The organism is Pseudoroseomonas ludipueritiae, from assembly GCF_014490445.1.
Classification (GTDB): Bacteria; Pseudomonadota; Alphaproteobacteria; order Acetobacterales; family Acetobacteraceae; genus Pseudoroseomonas; species Pseudoroseomonas ludipueritiae.
Genome location: NZ_JACTUZ010000110.1, coordinates 1 through 15,671, shown reverse-complemented (window position 1 = coordinate 15,671; position 15,671 = coordinate 1). Strand labels below are relative to the sequence as shown.

Sequence of the window (15,671 nt, the reverse complement as noted above, 5' to 3'; positions counted from 1 at the left end):
CGACCTGCTGCCGGAAGCCGACGCGGTGCCGCGGCCGCTGCTGGCCGACCGGCTCCTGGCTCCCGCCGGGGCTGGGCCGGGCCCCGCCGTGACGCCACGCCGCCCCTGCCTGGCCTATGGCGTGGAGCCCGGCGGGCATCCGGTGGCAGAGGAATGGGGCCTGTTGTTGCCTGCCGGCAGCCGCCGCCTGAGGCTGGAGCTGAAGGCGGAAGCACCGCTCTTCCTGCGGCTGCGCTGCGGCCCGGCCGGGCAGCCTGACGCCGCCGTCACGCTGCTGGAGGCACCAATGGATGGCCCGGCGCGGCTTGGCCTGCCCTTGCCGGAAGCCGAGGGGCCCTTGCTGCTGCAAGCCAGTGTCGCAGGCCCGGCGGCGGCGCTGCGCCTGCGCTCCGCCGGGCTGCTGCTGCCCGAGCCCTGGCCGATCGATCTTTCCGCCACGTCAGGGGCCATGGAGCCGCCACGCACGCGCTGGCTGCACCAGCACGCCGGCCGCTATGCGGCGCTGGTGGCCACGCGGGGCGGGCCGCTGCCACCGGGCCTGCCGCCCCGCGCGGCTGTCACCGGGGCCATGATCCTGGCGCCAGCCGCCGCCCTGCTGGCCGAGGCGGCTTCCGCCCGTCATGCCGTCGCCGCCCGCATGGCCCTGGGCCTGGAACAGCCTTTCCTGCTGGTGGTGGGGGAGGCGCGGCCCTGGGATGCCGCGACCTGCCCCGGCGCCGCCACCGTGCGCCACACGGATGGCGAAGCCAGCCACCAGGATGCCGATGGCATCCAGCGCCGCGTGCCGGTGCCTGTGGCGGCGCTGCTGCTTTCCCGCGATCCGCCCTGCTGCCACCTGCTGCTGGGCACGGGGCCAGAGCCTCTGCGGGATGGCCTGGTTGCGCTGGCATCGCTGGCAGGGGTGCCTTTCTCGGTGCAGGAGCCATAGGGGACAGCCGCCACCCTGGCGGTTATGAAGGGATGTGGACCATGGCCGTTCCCGCCATGCCCCAACCGGAAAGTTGTCCCTGATGACCGATACCTTCGCGCTCGCCATCCACGGCGGCGCCGGCACCATCCGCCGCGATGCCATGACCCCCGAGGCCGAGGCGCAATACCATGCCGGGCTGCGCGACAGCCTGCGCGCCGGCCATGCCGTGCTGGCGGCCGGTGGCACCGCGATCGATGCCGTCACGGCGGCGGTGATGTCGCTGGAGGACAACCCGCTCTTCAACGCCGGGCGTGGCGCCGTCTTCACCCGCGCGGGCGTGCAGGAGATGGACGCGGCGGTGATGCGCGGCGAGGACCGAGCCGCCGGTGCGGTGGCCGGCATCATGGGCCCGCGCAACCCGGTGCAGGCGGCGCGTGCGGTGATGGAACGCTCCGAGCATGTGCTGCTGGTGGGGGAGGGCGCGCTGGAATTCTGCCGCGCCCAGGGCGTGGCCTTCGCGCCGGAGGAGTATTTCTATACCGAGCGCCGCTGGCAGACCCTGAAGGACGAGCTGGCCCGCCAGGCCTCCGCCGCCGCCGATACGCGGGACGATGAAGCCAAGCACGGCACCGTTGGCGCCGTGGCGCGTGACAGGTTCGGCAATGTGGCCGCCGCGACTTCTACCGGCGGCATGACGGCGAAGCTGCCGGGTCGCGTGGGCGACAGCCCGGTCTTCGGCGCCGGCACCTGGGCGGAGAACGAGACCTGCGCCATCTCCGCCACCGGCCATGGCGAATACTTCATCCGCTGGGCCGCCGCGCATGATATCGCGGCGCGCATGCGCTACCGCGGCGACACGCTGGAGGTCGCGGCGGAAACGGTGGTGGAGGAACTGGGCAAGATCGGCGGCTCCGGCGGGTTGATCGCCATCGATGCCGCCGGTCGCGTCTCGCTGCCCTTCAACAGCAGCGGCATGTATCGCGGCACCATCGCCGCCGATGGCGTGGCCTGGACCGGCATCCACCGCGAGGCGCTGCAGAAGGGCTGAGGCGCCCTCAGGCGTAGTGGCAGGCCGCCTCCCAGCCCGGTGAGAGCGGCCGCAGCGCCGGGCGCTCCGCCACGCAGCGTTCCGTGGCCCTCGGGCAGCGGGCATGGAAGGGGCAGCCCGGCGGCGGACGCAGGGGAGACGGCAATTCCCCTTTGATTGGCTTGAAGCTGACGGAATCTGGGTCCAGCGTCAGCTTCGGCACGCTGTCCAGCAAAGCCTGGGTATAGGGGTGGCGCGGCGCGGCATAGACCTGCGCCGCCGGCCCAATCTCCACGATGCGGCCGAGGTACATGATAGCGACACGGTCGCAGAGATGCCGCACCACCGCCAGGTCATGGCTGATGAAGAGCATGGTCAGCCGCAGCTCCCGCCGCAGCTTCAGGAAGAGATTGACGATCTGCGCCTGGATGGAAACATCCAAGGAGGCCACGGGCTCGTCGCAGACCAGCACATCCGGCTGCATGGCCAGCGCACGGGCGATGGCGATGCGCTGGCGCTGCCCGCCGGACATCTGGTGCGGGAAGCGGTCGGCGTAGTCGCGCGGCAGCCCGACCTGTTCCAGCCAGCGCGCCACATAATCCCGCGACGCCGCCTGGGTCGTCAGGCCATGCGCCACGGGCCCTTCCGCGATGGCCTGCCCCACGCGCATGCGCGGGTCCAGCGAGGCGAAGGGGTCCTGGAAGACCATCTGCACGCGCGTGGTGGCCTTGTGCCCATGCGCCATGGGCGCCTGGCCGCCGATGCGCGCGGTGCCGCTGCTGGGCACGTGGATGCCGGCCACGACCCGGCCCAGCGTCGATTTGCCGCAGCCGGATTCCCCCACCAGCCCCAGCGCCTCACCGGCCTGGAGCGAGAGGTCCACATCCTGCACCGCGCGCAGCCGCGTGGGCCCTTCGCCACGGCCCAGCGCCATGTTGATGCGCTGCGACAGCGTGGCGCGCTTGCCAAAGACCTTGCTGACGCCTTCAAGCGAAACCAGCGGCGTCATGCCAGGGCCTCCACGAGCGGATGATGGCAACGGAAGCCGCGCCCGCCTTCCCAGGTGATCTCGGGCGAGACCTGGGCGCAGGTGGCGGTGCCGGCGGGGCAGCGGGAGACAAAGGGGCAGCCCGGCGGCAGGCCGAGCAGCGAGGGCGTGGAGCCCGGGATCTGCCGCAGGTCCTGCCCCGGCTCGGCCTGGGAGGGCAGGGAATCCAGCAGCCCGCGCGTGTAATGGTGGCGCGGGGCGGAGAGCACGGTGCCGGTCGGCCCAGTTTCCACCATGCGGCCCGCGTACATCACCGCCAGCTTGCCGGCGAGGGAGGAGACGGTGGCGAGGTCATGGCTGATCCAGATCAGCGCCGTGCCGCTCTCCCGCACCAGATCCTTCATCTCCGCCAGGATCTGCGCCTGGATGGAGACATCGAGCGCGGTGGTCGGCTCGTCCGCCACGATCACGGCGGGGCGGTGCAGCAGGGCGATGGCCAGCGCTACGCGCTGCCGCATGCCGCCGGAGAATTCATGCGGGTAGGAATCCAGCCTGCGCGCCGCATCGGGAATGCCGACGCGGGAGAGCACATCGACGCAGCGTGCACTGGCGGCGGCATCGGACATGCGCTCATGCGCCGCCAGCGCCAGCCGCATCTGCCGGCGCACCGTCAGCACCGGGTTCAGCGTCATCGCCGGGTCCTGGAAGACCATGGACATGGTCTTGCCGCGGATGCGCCGAAGCTGCGCCTGCGGCAGCCCGACCAGTTCCTGCCCGTTCAGCTTGACGGAGCCCGCGACGATGCGCCCCGGTGCATCCACCAGCCCCAGCAGCGAGAAGCCGGTGATGCTTTTGCCGGAGCCGGATTCCCCCACCAGCCCCATCACCTCGCCAGGGTTGAGCGTGAAGGAAATGCCGTCCACCGCCTTCACCACGCCGGCGCGGGTGAAGAAATGCGTGGCGAGGTCGCGGACTTCGAGAAGGGGTGCGCTCATCGCCGCAGCCTCGGGTTCAACTGGTCGCGGATCTGGTCGCCGACGAGGTTGATGGCGATGATCAGCACGATCAGCGCCACGCCGGGATAGATGGAAATCCAGTAGCGGCCGGAGAGCATGTATTGGAAGCCGTTGGAGATCAGCATGCCCAGCGAAGGCTCCGTCGGCGGCAGCCCGACGCCGAGGAAGGAGAGCGTGGCTTCCAGCGAAATGGCGCTGGCCACCTGCACCGTGCCCACCACCAGCAGCGGCGCCATGCAATTGGGCAGGATATGGCGCAGCACCACGGTGCGGCCGGGCAGGGGGGTGGAGAGCGCGGCTTCCACGTAATCCTTCTGCCGTTCCGCCACGGCGGCGCCATGCGCGGTGCGGGCGAAATAGGCGTATTGCGCCGCCACCAGTGCCGCCGTCAGCGGCCAGCGCCCCTGGCCCAGCAGCGCCGCCAGCACGAAGGCCAGCAGGATGGCGGGAAAGGAAAGCTGCAGGTCGACGATGCGCATCAGCACCGCCTCCACCCGCCCGCCGAGATAGGCGGCGGTGGTGCCGATGGTGGCGCCCAGCGCGAAGGCGATGGCCCCCGCCACCAGCCCCATCTGCAAGGAAATGCGCAACCCGTAGAGAATGGCGGAAAGCAGGTCGCGCCCCTGAGCATCGGTGCCCAGCAGATGCGTGTAGCCCTGGGTGCCGACATAGCCGGGCGGGCGGCGGGCGTCGCGCAGCGTCAGGCTGGCGAGGTCATAGGGATCCTGCGGCGCCACCAGCGGCGCCAGCAGCGCCAGCAGCACGATGGCCAGCACGATGATGGCAGCGACCAGCGCCACCTTGTTCTCGGCGAATTCGCTGAAGAAACGGCGGAGGTTCGGATTCAGCGTCACGCGTTGCGCCCCCGGCGGATGCGCGGGTCCAGCGCCGCGTAGGCGAGGTCCACCAGCAGGTTGATGGTGATGAAGAGCAGCGCCACCAGCACGAGGTAGGCGACCATCACGGGCCGATCCAGCGAGCCGATGGATTCGATGATCAGCTTGCCCAGCCCAGGCCAGGAGAAGATGGTTTCCGTCACCACAGCGAAGGCCAGGGTGGAGCCGAATTCCAGCCCGAAGACCGTGACGATGGGCACCAGGATCAGCCGCAGCACATGGTGCCGCAGCACGCCCCATTCCGAGATGCCGGCGGCGCGGGCGAACTTCACCGTGTCCGACAGCATGATCTCCCGCGTGCCGGAGCGCGCGAGGCGGATCATCATCGAGAGCTTGAACAGCGCCAGGTTCAGCGCCGGCAGCAGCAGGAACTTCCAGCCATCGGCGGTCAGGAAGCTCCATTCCAGGCCGAGGACCGTGACGGTTTCACCACGCCCGCCGGCCGGCAGCCAGCCGAGCGTGACGGCGAAGGTGAGGATCAGCACCAGCCCGATCCAGAAGGTCGGCACGGAAAAGCCGAGTACGGAGAAGGCCATGATGAAACGCGACAGCGGCGCATCCGGGCGGTAGCCGGCATACATGCCGAGCGGCACACCGATCAGCGTCGCGCTGATCACCGCGATCAGCGTCAGTTCCAGCGTCGCAGGCAGGCGCGACAGGATGAGTTGCATCACCGGGATGTTGTAGACGAAGGAGGAACCGAGATCCCCCTGCACCAGGCGGCCGAGGAAGCGCAGGTACTGCTCCCAGATCGGGCGGTCGAAGCCGTAGAAGGCGATGGCCTGGGCGCGGATCTCCTGCGTCGCATCCGGCGCCAGCATCACGTCGATGGGGTTGCCGATGGCGAAGACGCCCAGGAAGACCAGCATCGACATGGCCAGCATCACGGCCACAGCCTGGATGATGCGGCTGGAGATGAAGCCCAGCATCTCAGCCCCAATCCCCGCCGATCACGGAACGGGTTTCGGCCACGGCCACGTCCCAGATGGCCAGCATCTCGGCATCCTCGCGCTGGTAGCGCCCGTGGAAATTGCCGTCGCCCAGGATCTCCCGCCGGATGGCGGGATTGACGCGGGCCATGCGCTCCAGCGCCGCGCGGGGCTTCACGCCCTCCGGCTTTGGGCGGCCGGGCAGGCGCGTCCAGGGGAAGTTCTCCATCCAGGAGGCATGGGAGGCTTCCGGGTCCGTCTGGCGCACCTTCTCCAGCGTCAGGGGCGCGCGCCACCAGTCATGCAGCTTCAGTTGCGCATCGGCGCGTTGCCCCAACCATTCCGCGAAGAAGCCGGCGATGGGGCTGTTGCCGCCATGGCCATTCACCACCACGATGCGGCGGAAGCCGCCGCGATAGAGGCTTTCCAGGATATCGCCCAGCACGGCGATGTAGGTGGTCATCCTTAGGGAAACCGTGCCGGGATAGGCGGCGAAGCCGGGCACCATGCCATAGGGCAGCACGGGGAAAACCGGCACGCCCAGTGGCTCGGCGGCTTCGGCGGCGACGCGCTCCGCCAGGATCATGTCGGTGCAGAGGCTGAGATAGGCGTGCTGCTCGGTGCTGCCGATCGGCAGCACGCAGCGGTCGTCCCGTGCCGCCTGCGCCTCCATCTCCATCCAGTTCATCGCGGCGACGCGCATGCGGAAAGCTGTTCTCCGGGACAGGGTGAAATAGTTCCGTCTGGAACTTGTTCCGGAGATTGACGGCTGATTTAGCGTAGTGTCAAGTTCCAGCTGGAACGATCTCCCGCGTGGCGTCGCGCTGCGCGAGGTCCGGGAAAGCTTGGAATACGCAGAGTGAAACTGGCCTTCAAGGACGACACCGCCACCATGCCGGAGGAGGCCACCGGCCTGCCGCCCCTGCTGGCGGTGCAGCTCTGGCAGAACCCCTGCTGGCTGTCCTTCCGCGTCAACTTCATCGCCGCCGGCTTCAACCGCCATGTCTATTCCGCCATCGAGGCGCAGCATGGGCTGAAGCGGCCGGAAGTGGTGGTGATCTATGCGCTGCGGCTGAAGGATGGGCTGACGGCGACGGAGATCAGCCTTTCCTCCGCCTTCGCCAAGAACACCATCAGCCGTGCCATCCAGGTGCTGCTGCGCCGCAAGCTGGTGCGGCGCGCGACCGACTCCCAGGACCGGCGCAGCTTCGTGCTGCGCCTGACCGCCGCCGGGCGCGCCATCGTGGACGAGGCGATCCCGCCGATGGTGGAGCGGGAGCAGGCCATGGTGGCTGCCCTGAGCCCCGCCGAGCAGCATATGCTGCACGCGCTGCTGACCAAGATTGTGGTGGCCTCCCCGCAATGGAACGAGGCCTGCGAGAACGAGGAAGCATCATGACGATCCGCTCCAACTGGCTCACCCGCGGCGCTCTCGCGGGCTGGATGGCGGCGTTGCCGCTGATGGCGCTCTCCCCCGCCGCGCTGGCGGATACGCTGACAGTGGGCGTGCGGGCCGGGCCACTTTCCATCGACCCGCATTTCACCGCCAGCGCCGTCAGCGCCGAGGCGCTGAAGCATGTCTTCGACACGCTGGTGGTCTCCGGCAACGACCTGGAGCTGAAGCCAGGCCTGGCGGAAAGCTGGACCGCGATCGACGACACCACCTGGGAATTCAAGCTGCGCCGCGGCGTGAAGTTCCATGACGGCTCCGACTTCACCGCCGAGGACGTGAAGTTCTCGATCGAGCGCATTCCCAATGTCACCGGCCCCAATCCGGCGACGATCTATGTGCGGCGGGTGAAGGAAACGGCCATCGTCGATCCCTACACCATCCGCGTCACCACCAATGGCCCGGCGCCGACGCTGCCGAACGACTTCGTGCGGCTCTTCGTGGTCTCTCACCGGGTAGCGAAGGACTTCTCGACCCGCGAGACGGCGAACGAGGGCTTCAACACCGGCAAGGCCGCCATCGGCACCGGCCCCTATCGCTTCGTGTCCTGGACACCGAAGGAGCAGATGGTCCTGGAGCGCTTCGATGGCTACTGGGGCGGCCAGGAGCCCTGGGAGCGGGTGATCCGCAAGGAACTGCCGAACGACACCACCCGCGTGGCGCAGCTCAAGGCGGGGCAGGTGGACATCATCTCCCGCGCCCCGGCCGCCGATGTGCCGACGCTGGAGCGTGACCCGAAGCTCGCCATCACGCGCGCCGACAGCGCCTATATGTTCTATGTCGATTTCGATTTCCGCCCTTCCACGCCCACCATTACGGCGCGCAACGGCGCGGCGCTGAACGCCAACCCCTTCCTGGATGCGCGGGTGCGGGAGGCCATCGATCTGGCCATCGACCGTGAGACCCTGGCCGAGATCGCCATGGAGGGCATGGGCAAGCCGGCGACGCAGCTCGTGACGCCGAATATCTTTGGCTACAACAAGAGCCTGACGGCGACGAAGCCCAATGTGCAGCGCGCCCGCGCCCTGCTGAAGGAGGCGGGCTTCGAGAACGGCTTCCGCGTGCCCTTCAACTTCACCAATGACGGCCTGCCGGGCGACCGTGCCGTGGGCACCTCCATCTCGCAGATGCTGGCCGCCATCGGCATCGACGCGCAGGCCAATGCACAGCCCGGCGCCGTCTGGGCCCCGGCGCGCACGCGCGGTGAGTTCTCCTTCTACCAGGCGGGCTGGGGCACCCTGACGGGCGAGGCGAATTACACGCTCTCTTCCCTGGTGCATACCAATGACCCGGTGACCAAGCTGGGCGCCTTCAACATGCGTGGCTACAGCAATCCGGAACTGGACAAGATCATCGAGGCCGCTGGCGCGGAGATGGACGAGGCCAAGCGCCGTGGGTTGCTGGAGCAGGCGGCGGCCATCGTGGCGAAGGAGCGTCCCTCCCTGCCTATCGCCGGCATCGTCACCGCCTGGGCCATGCGCAAGGACCGCGTCACCATCACCCCGCGTGCCGACGAGGACACGCTGGCGATGAACATCCGCCCCGTGAAGCGTTGAGCCGGTAATCGGCGGGTGGCGGCGCGCGGCCTGCGTCCCACCCCGCAGGCGGCGTGGCTGGGCAGCTACCGCATGACCAGCCCGCCGCCCTCATAGGCGCGGTTGATGGGGTCATTGTAGTCCACGGGCGGCGCGGCCATCGCCATGCCGCCCGTGGGCTCGAAGGAGGTGACCAGCCCGCCGCCCTCGTAAGCGCGGTTGAGCGGGTCGTTGTAGTCGGTGGCGGGCGCTGCCGCCGCCAACTCCGCCAGGCCGCTTCGCGGCGCCCTGGCATAGGGCTCGCCCAGGCGGGACGAGATGCTGGCCATGTAGTTCTCGGTTTCGTCCGGCAGGATCTTGGCGCCGATCTGGTACAGCGCCACGCGCTCCGGCCCCGCATTATAGGCCGCCAGGAACAGCGGCGATCCGAAGCGGTCATACATGTCCCGCAGATAGGCGGTGCCGGCGAGGATATTGTCGCGCGGCTCATAAGGGTCGGGCCCCAGGCCGAAGCGCGGGCGCAGCCGGTCATAAGTCGCGGGCATCACCTGCATCAGCCCCATGGCACCCACGGGCGAGGTGATGAGCGAGCCATCGCCGAAGGTCAGCCGACCGCCGGATTCCTGCCGCATCACTTCCCGCACCCAGCGCTCCGGCAGGCCGAAGCGGCTGGCGGCTTCCTGGATATAGGGGCCCCAGGGATCGTCCGGCGTGCCGGGCACCACGTAGTTGTGGCTGGCCTGCGCCAGGTAGCCGCGGGCCTCGGCGCGGGAGGCATTGACGTCGTAGCCATAATCGCCGCTGCCGTCGTAGCCCCGGCGCCCGTCCCAGGCGGGCCCGGCATCCGGCAGGGCGCAGCCCGACAAAAGCCCCAGCAACAGCAACGGCATACCCGCGCGTAGCAGCATCGCACCATCCCCCGTTCCACCGCGCCCTTGATAGCGCGGCGGGCTGGCATGGGGCAGGGGAACTGCCAGGGCGCCGCCAAGCGTGAAGAGCGCGGCGGCAGCCCCGGCCCGCCTCACGCCGCCTTGACGCCCGAGAGGAAGCTGCGGACCTCCGTCCCCAGGCGCTCCGACTGGCGGGACAGCTCGCCCGCCGCCTGCAGCACGTCGCTGGCGGCATGCCCGGTCTCCCCCGCCGCCTGGCTGACGGTGCCGATGCTGCGCGTCACCGCCTCCGTGCCACTGGCCGCCTGCTGCACGTTGCGGGCGATCTCCTCCGTCGCGGCGCCCTGTTCCTCGACGGCGGCGGCGATGGCGCCGGCGATCTGGTTCACCTCGTCGATGGTGCCCGCGATGCTCTCGATGGCCTGCACCGCCTCGCGCGTCGCGGCCTGGATCTGGCCGATCTGGCTGCCGATTTCCTCGGTGGCGCGGGCGGTCTGGCTGGCCAGGGTCTTCACCTCGCTGGCCACGACCGCGAAGCCCTTGCCGGCCTCGCCGGCCCGGGCCGCCTCGATGGTGGCGTTCAGCGCCAGCAGGTTGGTCTGGCTGGCGATGTCGTTGATCATGTGCACCACCTCGCCGATGCGGCTGGCACCTTCCGCCAGGGCGCGCACGGTCTGGTCGGTGCGGCGGGCATCGGCCGCGGCGCGGCTGGCCACGCTGGCGGATTGCGACACCTGCCGCGTGATCTCGGCGATGGAGGCCGAAAGCTCCTCCGCCGCGGCCGCCACCGTCTGCACATTGGCGGAAGCCGCCAGGGCGGCGGAGGTCACCGTCTCCGCCTGCTGCGTCGCGGTGCCGGCGCTGCCGGTCATGGATTGCGCGGTGGAATGCAATTGGGTGGAGGCGGCGGAGAGCATGCCGGCGAGTTGCCCCACGCTCTGCTCGAAGCCCTGTGTCAGCGTATCGAGCCGGGTGGCGCGGGCGGCCTTGGCCTCCTGCTCCGCCTGCTGCGCGGCGGAGAGTTCGGCGGCGCGGACCATGTTCTCCTTGAAGACCTGCACGGCGCGCGCCATGCCGCCGACCTCGTCCCCACGCTCCAGCGCCGGCACCGGCGTTGCGGTCTTGCCGCCGGCCAGTTCCTGCATGGCGGCGGTCATGGCCTTCACCGGCCGGGTGATGGATCGCCCGATGGCCCAGGCCGCTAGGATGCCCAGCAGCGCCGCTGCCAGCGAGACCACCAGCAGCAGCCGGCGCGCATCCTCATTGGCCGCGCTGGTGGCGGCGCCCAGCGCGTTCTGTGTCGCCTGGTTGGAGTGCCGCGTCTCGCTCAAGAGCTGGTTCACCCGGATGCCGTTGGCATCCAGCCGGGAGGCGATGGCCGCCTTGACCTCGCCGGTCAGGCTGACCTTCTCCTCGAACCCCGACCGATAAGCCGCGATCAGCGCCTCGGCCCGCGACAGGTCCTGCTGGGCAATGCCGGCGGGCAGGGATTTCAACACCGCCAGCTGCGCGCTGGCCTGGCCCAGCGCATCGCGCAGCCGGGCGGCGGTGGAGTCGTCGGCCAGGATTTCGTAACGCTGCGCTTGCAGGCGGCCCTGCAGCAGGTGGCGGCGCGCTTCTTCAGCGGCATGGCTGGCGGTGGGCTCGGTTCCGCCGCGCTCCACCACCGTGCCCAGCAGCCGCTCCGCCTCGGGGCCGATGGCATCCAGCTTCTCCCGCGTCACACGCTCACGCCGGGCCAGCAGGCTGGCGATCTCGGTGAAGGCCTGGCTGTAGTGCTCCAGCGCCTCCTGCCCCTCGGTCAGCTGGCGCCGCCGCTCCGGGCTGCGGATACTGCTGATCAGGCCGCCCAGGGCGCCGCGCGCGCCGGCCAGCTCGGCCTCCACGCGCGCCTGCCGCTCCGGCGCCGGGTGCAGCAGGAAGTCCTTCACGGAGACCCGCGCCTGCAGCAGCCCCACCTGCAGTTCCGACATGCTGTTGTTGTTGCGGGCCAGGGAACGGTAGGTGGCGATGTCATCGCTGGCATAGCCCAGTTGCAGCCAGCCCAGGGCCGCCACGCCGCATGTCAGGGCCAGAAGTGCCCCGAAGCCGGCGCCCACGCGGTGGCCGATCTTGAATTGGCTCAGGTTCATCGGTCGTCTCCGGTCGCGCTTCGTTGCGGAACCGGAGCATGATGGAAACGTCTTACGAAACCGTATGGACCCCGGCGGGGCCGTGAGGCGGCAGGCTGTCGCGGATGGCTTGCAGCAAGGTGTCATCCGCCAGGGGCTTGGCCAGCACATGCCGGATGCCAAGGCGCGCGGCGCGCTGTTGCAGCCCCGGGTCCGGGCTGCCGGCGATCAGCAGGATCGGCGCCGCGATGCCCAGCGCCCGCGCCTGCCGCGCCAGGTCCAGCCCGTTGCGGTCCGGCAGGCGGTAGTCCAGCACCAGGCACGCGATGTTCTCTCCTGGCGCCGCGCGCAGGAACTCGGGCGCCGAGGCATAGCCGCGCGCGGCATGGCCATCGGCTTCCAGCAGGAAGCGCAGCGCGTCGCAGACATCCGGGTCGTCATCAACGATCACGACATGGCTTCCGGCGGTGGGCATGGCAGGCAGGCGTCCTGGGGCAGGGGTGGGGCGGGACAGTGCCCGCCCCATCATCCATAACCGGCCAGGCGGCAGAGGTTCTTGACCTGCCTCAAGCCTTCCCGGTGGCGGCCAGGGTCTGCCGCACCAGATGCGACAGGCTCTGCGCCCCCATCTTCTCCATCACCCGGGCGCGGTGCACTTCCACGGTGCGCGGGCTCATGCCCAGGTCCTGGGCGATGGCCTTGTTGGCCTGCCCGGCCACCAGCCCGTCCAGCACCTCGCGCTCCCGCGGCGTCAGGCTGTCCAGGCGGCGGCGGATGTCTTCCCGCTGGCGGGTCTCCTCCTGCCGTGCCTGGCCGGCCTCCAGCGCGCCACGCACGGCCGCCAGCAGGGCTTCCTCGGCGAAGGGCTTCTCCAGGAAGTCCATGGCGCCGGCCTTCAGGGCGCGCACCGCCACCGGCACGTCGCCATGGCCGGTCATGAAGATGAGCTGCACGGGAATGCCGCGCTGGGCCAGTTCCTGTTGCAGCGCCAGCCCGTCCATCTCGGGCATCCGCACGTCGCTGACCACGCAGGCGCCGGGCGCGGCGACGCTGAGGAAATTGGCGGCGGATTCGTGCAGCACCACCTCATGCCCGGCGGAGGCCAGCAGCAGGCCCAGGGAATCCCGCACCGCCTCGTCATCATCGATCACATGGACCGGGGCTTCGGGCTTCATGGCGCCACCTCCTCTTCCTCCAGGCCCAGCAGCGTGAAGCGAAAGACGGTGCCGCCGCCGGGGTTGGGCTCGGCCCAGATGCGGCCGCCATGCGCCTCGATGATGGAGCGGCAGATGGAAAGCCCGACGCCCATGCCGCCGCGCTTGGTGGTGACGAAGGGGCGGAAGAGCTGCGCCTCCACCTCCGGCGCCAGTCCGGTGCCGGTATCGGCGACGGAAACCTCGACCATGCCGCCCTCCCGCCGCGCCGCCACGGTCACTTCCTGCCGCGCCAGGCTGTCCACCGCCTCGATGGCATTGCGGATCAGGTTCAGCAGCACCTGCTGCACTTGGATCTTGTCCACCAGCACCAGCCCGCAATCCGGCGCCACATGCAGCGTGGCGGTGGCGCCGCGCTGGCGGGCGCCGATGAAGGCGAGGGCGGTGGCTTCCTCCACCAGCGTGGTCAGTGGCTCGCCCTGCTTCTCGCTTTCCCCGGTGGCGACGAACTCGCGCAGGCGGCGGATGATCTCGCCGGCCCGCAGCGCCTGGTCGGCCGCCTTGCCCATGGCCTCCCCGACACGCGCCGGCTGGTTGCCGGCGGCGAAAAGACGCTGCGCGGCACTGAGATAATTCGTCACGGCGGTCAGCGGCTGATTCAGTTCATGCGCCAGCGTCGTCGCCATCTGGCCGAGCGCGCTGAGGCGGGAGACATGCAGCAGTTCCGCCTGCAGTTCCTGCATCTCCTCCTGCGTGCGCTGGCGGTCGGTCAGGTCGCGGATGAAGCCGGTGTAGAGGCGCGCGCCGGCGCGCCGCACCTCGCCCACCGCCAGTTCCAGCGGAAAGGTGCTGCCATCCCGCCGCTGGCCCGTCACGGTGCGGCCGATGCCGATGATCCGCCGCTCCCGCGTCCGGGCATAGCGGGCGAGATAGCCGTCATGCGCCTGCCGGTGCGGGGAGGGCATCAGCAGGCTGACATTGCGGCCGCAGACCTCGGCCGAGGAAAAGCCGAAGATGCGTTCGGCGGCGGCGGAGAAGGCGCGGATGATGCCGTGCTCGTCGATCACGATCATGCCGTCCGGCACGGTATCGAGGATGGAGCGGACATGCGCGTCCTGCTCGTCCGGCGCCGGCGGGTCCTCCAGCCGGGAGAGCACGCCCAGCAGGTGCTGCGGCGCTTCCTCCGGCCAGCCGGTGCCGGCCAGGCGCAGCCGCAGCCCGGTGCCGCCGGCCACATCCAGGCGGAAGGCGGTGTCCCAGGCGCCGCCGGTGTCGCGCGCATGGCGCAGCGCGGCGCCGACGGGGGTGCGCTGGTCCTCCGGCAGCAGGGAGAGAAAGCCTGCCAATCCTGCCTGCTCCGCCGGCGGGCCGAACAGCAGCGCCAGGGGGCCGGAAAGCCGCACGCGGTCTGCCCCCGTGTCCCAGGAGAAGGCGCCGAGGCCGGCGGCCTCCACCGTCAGGCGCCAGGCGGTGTCATCGAGCGGTGCGGTCATGGACAGGCAAAGACCGGAATGCGGCCCATACGTAGAATCCCGGATGGGGAAGACACGAATAGTCGGAAGCTGTGGCGGCACGCATTCTCCGCCACACGAGATGCCAGGGGGTTAACCAATGCTGCCGCGCGATGCAACGATCGGGGTCCGGACCGGCGGGATGCCGCTGCCCGCCATGGCCGGGATGGGCCTGGCCGGGATGGCGCTGACCGGCACCACCGTGACGCTGCGCCGCGACCAGAGCCTCTTCCTGGCCGGCGATGCCGCCAGCCATGTCTATCGCGTCATGGCCGGCTGCGTCCGCAGCCTGGCGCTGATGCCCGATGGCCGCCGCCAGGTGGCCGAGTTCCACCTGCCCGGCGACCTGCTGGGCCTGGATGGGCGGGATGCGCATCTGCTTTCGGCCGAGGCGGTGGGCGACGCCATCCTGCTGCGCTTCCCGCGCCGGCAGCTGGAGGCCGAGGCCGTGCGCGACCTCGCCGCCGCCCGTGGCCTTTACGACCTCGCCTGCCGCAGCCTGGAGACGGCGCAGCGCCGCCTGATGGTGCTGGGCCGCAAGACGGCGGCGGAGCGGCTGGCCTCCTTCCTGCTGGAAATGGCCGAGCGCGCCGGCGGCGACCGGCGCTTCGACCTGCCGATGTCGCGCCAGGACATCGCGGACCACCTGGGGCTGACCATCGAGACCGTCAGCCGCATCTTCAGCCAGTTCCGCCGCCAGGGGCTGATCGCCCTGCCCAGCGCGCAACGTGTGGAACTGCGGGACCGCGATGCGGTAGAAACAGCAAGCGGTGATTGCGCCGCCTGAAGGAGAGGGGCCATGTCGCTGCTGATCCGACTGCTGCTGGTCGTCGCCACCGCCATCACCGGGGTGCTGGTGGCGGCGGATGCGCCAGGTTTCGCGATCATCACCGGCATGGTCGCGGTGGCGCTGATCGCCGCCGTGGTGCTGGCCCTGGCGCTGCTGTCCTGGCTGCGGAACCGGGATTCAGTTTGAAAGCAGGCGGCGGAGTGAGCGGGCCGGCGGTATGATCCAACCTGGCCGCATCATGACCCAGAACCTCACCCTTGCCCCCTCCGCCACCGAACTGGACCCGCGCTGGGCCCGGCTGGTGGCGCGTGACGCGGCCGCCGATGGTGGCTTCGTCTATTCCGTGCGCAGCACCGGCATCTATTGCCACCCCTCCTGCGCCGCCCGCCGCCCGGGCCCCGCCCAGGTGCGCTTCCACGCGACCGCCGCCGAGGCCGAGGCCGCCGGCTTCCGCCCCTGCCGCC

17 protein-coding genes are annotated in these 15,671 nt (G+C 70.2%); 7 read left to right on the top strand and 10 right to left on the bottom strand.

What is annotated here, in order from left to right:
- On the top strand, positions 1-928 hold a 928-nt coding region (locus IBL25_RS18760; RefSeq protein ID WP_202986815.1), incomplete at its 5' end, for a hypothetical protein.
- An 82-nt stretch (positions 929-1,010) separates the two neighbouring features.
- Positions 1,011-1,958, top strand: a complete 948-nt coding sequence (locus IBL25_RS18755; RefSeq protein ID WP_187780048.1) for an isoaspartyl peptidase/L-asparaginase family protein — start codon at positions 1,011-1,013, stop codon at positions 1,956-1,958.
- A 7-nt stretch (positions 1,959-1,965) separates the two neighbouring features.
- Here the strand turns inward: IBL25_RS18755 and IBL25_RS18750 are convergent, their stop codons facing one another.
- Genes IBL25_RS18750 through IBL25_RS18730 form a run of 5 tightly spaced genes read right to left on the bottom strand, consistent with a single transcriptional unit; the run spans position 1,966 to position 6,469 of the window.
- Positions 1,966-2,946 (bottom strand): ABC transporter ATP-binding protein, encoded by a 981-nt coding sequence (locus IBL25_RS18750; protein ID WP_187780047.1) that lies wholly within the window; start codon positions 2,944-2,946, stop codon positions 1,966-1,968.
- On the bottom strand, positions 2,943-3,920 hold the full coding sequence (locus IBL25_RS18745; protein ID WP_187780046.1) for an ABC transporter ATP-binding protein: 978 nt from the start codon (positions 3,918-3,920) through the stop codon (positions 2,943-2,945). The genes IBL25_RS18750 and IBL25_RS18745 overlap by 4 nt, the downstream gene beginning before the upstream one ends.
- Complete coding sequence (locus IBL25_RS18740) at positions 3,917-4,795, bottom strand: ABC transporter permease (RefSeq protein WP_187780045.1); 879 nt, start codon at positions 4,793-4,795, stop codon at positions 3,917-3,919. Before IBL25_RS18740 ends, IBL25_RS18745 begins: the two co-directional genes overlap by 4 nt.
- A complete protein-coding gene (locus tag IBL25_RS18735; RefSeq protein WP_187780044.1) occupies positions 4,792-5,766 on the bottom strand; it encodes an ABC transporter permease in 975 nt (324 codons plus the stop codon). The genes IBL25_RS18740 and IBL25_RS18735 overlap by 4 nt, the downstream gene beginning before the upstream one ends.
- A 1-nt stretch (position 5,767) precedes the next feature.
- On the bottom strand, positions 5,768-6,469 hold the full coding sequence (locus IBL25_RS18730; RefSeq protein ID WP_187780043.1) for a creatininase family protein: 702 nt from the start codon (positions 6,467-6,469) through the stop codon (positions 5,768-5,770).
- A gap of 156 nt (positions 6,470-6,625) precedes the next feature.
- On the opposite strand from IBL25_RS18730, the gene IBL25_RS18725 reads away from it, so the two are divergent.
- Both IBL25_RS18725 and IBL25_RS18720 read left to right on the top strand, forming a co-directional pair.
- On the top strand, positions 6,626-7,165 hold the full coding sequence (locus IBL25_RS18725) for a MarR family winged helix-turn-helix transcriptional regulator (protein WP_187780042.1): 540 nt from the start codon (positions 6,626-6,628) through the stop codon (positions 7,163-7,165).
- Positions 7,162-8,772 (top strand): ABC transporter substrate-binding protein, encoded by a 1,611-nt coding sequence (locus tag IBL25_RS18720; RefSeq protein ID WP_187780041.1) that lies wholly within the window; start codon positions 7,162-7,164, stop codon positions 8,770-8,772. Before IBL25_RS18725 ends, IBL25_RS18720 begins: the two co-directional genes overlap by 4 nt.
- 65 nt (positions 8,773-8,837) lie before the next feature.
- On the opposite strand, the gene IBL25_RS18715 is transcribed toward IBL25_RS18720, so the two are convergent.
- The 5 genes from IBL25_RS18715 to IBL25_RS18695 all read right to left on the bottom strand — a co-directional run bounded on the left by IBL25_RS18715 (position 8,838) and on the right by IBL25_RS18695 (position 14,399).
- On the bottom strand, positions 8,838-9,659 hold the full coding sequence (locus IBL25_RS18715; RefSeq protein WP_187780040.1) for a lytic transglycosylase domain-containing protein: 822 nt from the start codon (positions 9,657-9,659) through the stop codon (positions 8,838-8,840).
- 113 nt (positions 9,660-9,772) lie between these two features.
- Positions 9,773-11,773: a methyl-accepting chemotaxis protein gene (locus IBL25_RS18710; RefSeq protein ID WP_187780039.1), complete on the bottom strand. Its 2,001-nt coding sequence runs from the start codon at positions 11,771-11,773 to the stop codon at positions 9,773-9,775.
- A 52-nt stretch (positions 11,774-11,825) separates the two neighbouring features.
- Entirely contained in the window at positions 11,826-12,227 is a 402-nt protein-coding gene (locus IBL25_RS18705) for a response regulator transcription factor (RefSeq protein WP_187780038.1), read from the bottom strand.
- 91 nt (positions 12,228-12,318) lie between these two features.
- Positions 12,319-12,927, bottom strand: coding sequence for a response regulator FixJ (gene fixJ, locus IBL25_RS18700; RefSeq protein WP_187780037.1), 609 nt, complete (start codon positions 12,925-12,927; stop codon positions 12,319-12,321).
- Entirely contained in the window at positions 12,924-14,399 is a 1,476-nt protein-coding gene (locus IBL25_RS18695; protein ID WP_187780036.1) for a sensor histidine kinase, read from the bottom strand. The genes fixJ and IBL25_RS18695 overlap by 4 nt, the downstream gene beginning before the upstream one ends.
- A gap of 160 nt (positions 14,400-14,559) precedes the next feature.
- Between IBL25_RS18695 and IBL25_RS18690 the strand changes: the two genes are divergently transcribed.
- The 3 genes from IBL25_RS18690 to IBL25_RS18680 all read left to right on the top strand — a co-directional run.
- Positions 14,560-15,204 (top strand): helix-turn-helix domain-containing protein, encoded by a 645-nt coding sequence (locus tag IBL25_RS18690; protein WP_187780035.1) that lies wholly within the window; start codon positions 14,560-14,562, stop codon positions 15,202-15,204.
- A gap of 12 nt (positions 15,205-15,216) precedes the next feature.
- Positions 15,217-15,393 (top strand): hypothetical protein, encoded by a 177-nt coding sequence (locus tag IBL25_RS18685; protein WP_158600972.1) that lies wholly within the window; start codon positions 15,217-15,219, stop codon positions 15,391-15,393.
- A 52-nt stretch (positions 15,394-15,445) separates the two neighbouring features.
- A partial coding sequence (locus IBL25_RS18680; protein ID WP_275296038.1) for an Ada metal-binding domain-containing protein occupies positions 15,446-15,671 on the top strand: 226 nt, incomplete at its 3' end.

Excerpts from the sequence above, each read along its gene's own strand:
- IBL25_RS18755 (WP_187780048.1), top strand. The coding sequence starts at position 1,011 with ATGACCGATACCTTCGCGCTCGCCATCCACGGCGGCGCCGGCACCATC.
- IBL25_RS18750 (WP_187780047.1), bottom strand. The coding sequence starts at position 2,946 with ATGACGCCGCTGGTTTCGCTTGAAGGCGTCAGCAAGGTCTTTGGCAAG.
- IBL25_RS18745 (WP_187780046.1), bottom strand. The coding sequence starts at position 3,920 with ATGAGCGCACCCCTTCTCGAAGTCCGCGACCTCGCCACGCATTTCTTC.
- IBL25_RS18735 (WP_187780044.1), bottom strand. The coding sequence starts at position 5,766 with ATGCTGGGCTTCATCTCCAGCCGCATCATCCAGGCTGTGGCCGTGATG.
- IBL25_RS18730 (WP_187780043.1), bottom strand. The coding sequence starts at position 6,469 with ATGCGCGTCGCCGCGATGAACTGGATGGAGATGGAGGCGCAGGCGGCA.
- IBL25_RS18720 (WP_187780041.1), top strand. The coding sequence starts at position 7,162 with ATGACGATCCGCTCCAACTGGCTCACCCGCGGCGCTCTCGCGGGCTGG.
- IBL25_RS18715 (WP_187780040.1), bottom strand. The coding sequence starts at position 9,659 with ATGCTGCTACGCGCGGGTATGCCGTTGCTGTTGCTGGGGCTTTTGTCG.
- IBL25_RS18710 (WP_187780039.1), bottom strand. The coding sequence starts at position 11,773 with ATGAACCTGAGCCAATTCAAGATCGGCCACCGCGTGGGCGCCGGCTTC.
- IBL25_RS18705 (WP_187780038.1), bottom strand. The coding sequence starts at position 12,227 with ATGCCCACCGCCGGAAGCCATGTCGTGATCGTTGATGACGACCCGGAT.
- fixJ (WP_187780037.1), bottom strand. The coding sequence starts at position 12,927 with ATGAAGCCCGAAGCCCCGGTCCATGTGATCGATGATGACGAGGCGGTG.
- IBL25_RS18695 (WP_187780036.1), bottom strand. The coding sequence starts at position 14,399 with ATGACCGCACCGCTCGATGACACCGCCTGGCGCCTGACGGTGGAGGCC.
- IBL25_RS18690 (WP_187780035.1), top strand. The coding sequence starts at position 14,560 with ATGCCGCTGCCCGCCATGGCCGGGATGGGCCTGGCCGGGATGGCGCTG.
- IBL25_RS18685 (WP_158600972.1), top strand. The coding sequence starts at position 15,217 with ATGTCGCTGCTGATCCGACTGCTGCTGGTCGTCGCCACCGCCATCACC.